Source organism: Craterilacuibacter sp. (genome assembly GCF_051659485.1).
In the GTDB taxonomy this organism is placed as follows: domain Bacteria; phylum Pseudomonadota; class Gammaproteobacteria; order Burkholderiales; family Chromobacteriaceae; genus Craterilacuibacter.
Genome location: NZ_JBOFOO010000398.1, coordinates 1 through 1,284, shown reverse-complemented (window position 1 = coordinate 1,284; position 1,284 = coordinate 1). Strand labels below are relative to the sequence as shown.

Annotated in this window: 3 protein-coding genes; 1 reads left to right on the top strand and 2 read right to left on the bottom strand. The window is 57.5% G+C overall.

Annotated features, from left to right (window positions below):
• Positions 1-144: 144 nt before the first annotated feature.
• Positions 145-318, bottom strand: coding sequence for a hypothetical protein (locus ACRC1E_RS13575; protein WP_438515622.1), 174 nt, complete (start codon positions 316-318; stop codon positions 145-147).
• A 158-nt stretch (positions 319-476) separates the two neighbouring features.
• Positions 477-656, bottom strand: a complete 180-nt coding sequence (locus tag ACRC1E_RS13570; RefSeq protein ID WP_438515621.1) for a hypothetical protein — start codon at positions 654-656, stop codon at positions 477-479.
• 216 nt (positions 657-872) lie between these two features.
• Here ACRC1E_RS13570 and ACRC1E_RS13565 point away from each other — a divergent pair.
• A partial coding sequence (locus ACRC1E_RS13565) for a UPF0149 family protein (protein WP_438515620.1) occupies positions 873-1,284 on the top strand: 412 nt, incomplete at its 3' end.

The following is a 1,284-nucleotide window of genomic DNA, read 5'->3' as shown; positions in this document are numbered from 1 at the left end:
GCCGAGGCAGCAGCAGGCAAGCCGGTGGATGAATAAAAACGCTCGCTTTCCTCAAGCCTGAACGGCATGAGGAAAGCCCGTTTGCCGCGCTAAGGGCGTGCCATGCAAAAAAACCGCGATCCGTTTTATGGATGGCGGCTTTTTTTAGCCGTAAGACGGCAGCACATTGCTGACAATGGATGCGGCACCCGGCAGGAGCCATACGCACTGATCTGCGCGTCCCGCTTGGCCGGATGTAGCATCCTTGCTGAACTCATGCTCACCCAAGGCACGCAGGGCATCTTTGGGGGCGAAGCGGGCAGAGGCGGTGATGTTCATCAGGATGCAGAAAAATGCTCAGCTTCGGGGTTCTAAAGGCTGAACCGATAGAATCCAGCCTTCTCCACCAGTTTCCCTTGCTGCAGTTCACCCCGCGCAGCGGTGATGGGCTTACGCATAGCGGGGGCCGAGGTGAATCCACGCCGATGAAACGCATCTCAGACAAACAGGCGGACAGTCCGCAATACGCTGCCGGCGTGAATGTCGACATCATTGCAGACCTGCATGCACAGGCGGTTGACATCGCTCAGCCGGCCGGAGAGATCGGTCTTGCTGATGATCCGTTCGTTGCTGTTGAAGCGCATTTGCTGCTGTGTGGGCATGGTTTTGCATTTCATGGCATTTTCTGGGCATGTGCGCGCAGCAGAAAAGTCCGGGCGAGTCGGTAAATGGCAGGGCAAGCCGGCTGCGAACGCAGGGGAAACATAAGGTGGCTGCCATTTGTTGCCGGTATTTTATGTAATCAAGCTTAAATGCAGTAGTGTTATTTGCACTGTGCCTGTTCCCGCGCTTGGCGGATAATGGCGTTTTGCACCTGTTACGGGAATCAAGCCATGAGCCATCAAGCCCTGAGCGACAGCGATTACCAACGCCTGTCGGCCACCCTGTCTGCCTTTCACGCGCAAGGCGCGATGAGCCTGGAAACGCTGGACGGATTTTTTGCCGCCCTGATCGCCGGCCCCGAAGTCATTCGCCCGGCCGAATGCCTGCCCATGATTCTGGGGGCGGCATATGAGGATGAAACCTCGTTTTCCGGTACCAAGGCGCTGGATGCCTTTATGGCGCTGGTCAGCGGGCATTGGCTGGATATCGCACGCACAGTGGAAGGCGGGGAGGCGTTTTATCCATGGCTGGATGCCGATGAAAATGGTGTGGTATGCGGGAATGACTGGGCCGAAGGCTTCGAGCGCGGCATGGCCTTGCTGACCGGCGACTGGCAGCTGGCTTTCGATAATCACGACGCGG

Bases quoted from the DNA above. Each gene is read 5' to 3' on its own strand.
- ACRC1E_RS13575 (WP_438515622.1), bottom strand. From the start codon at position 318: ATGAACATCACCGCCTCTGCCCGCTTCGCCCCCAAAGATGCCCTGCGT.
- ACRC1E_RS13570 (WP_438515621.1), bottom strand. From the start codon at position 656: ATGAAATGCAAAACCATGCCCACACAGCAGCAAATGCGCTTCAACAGC.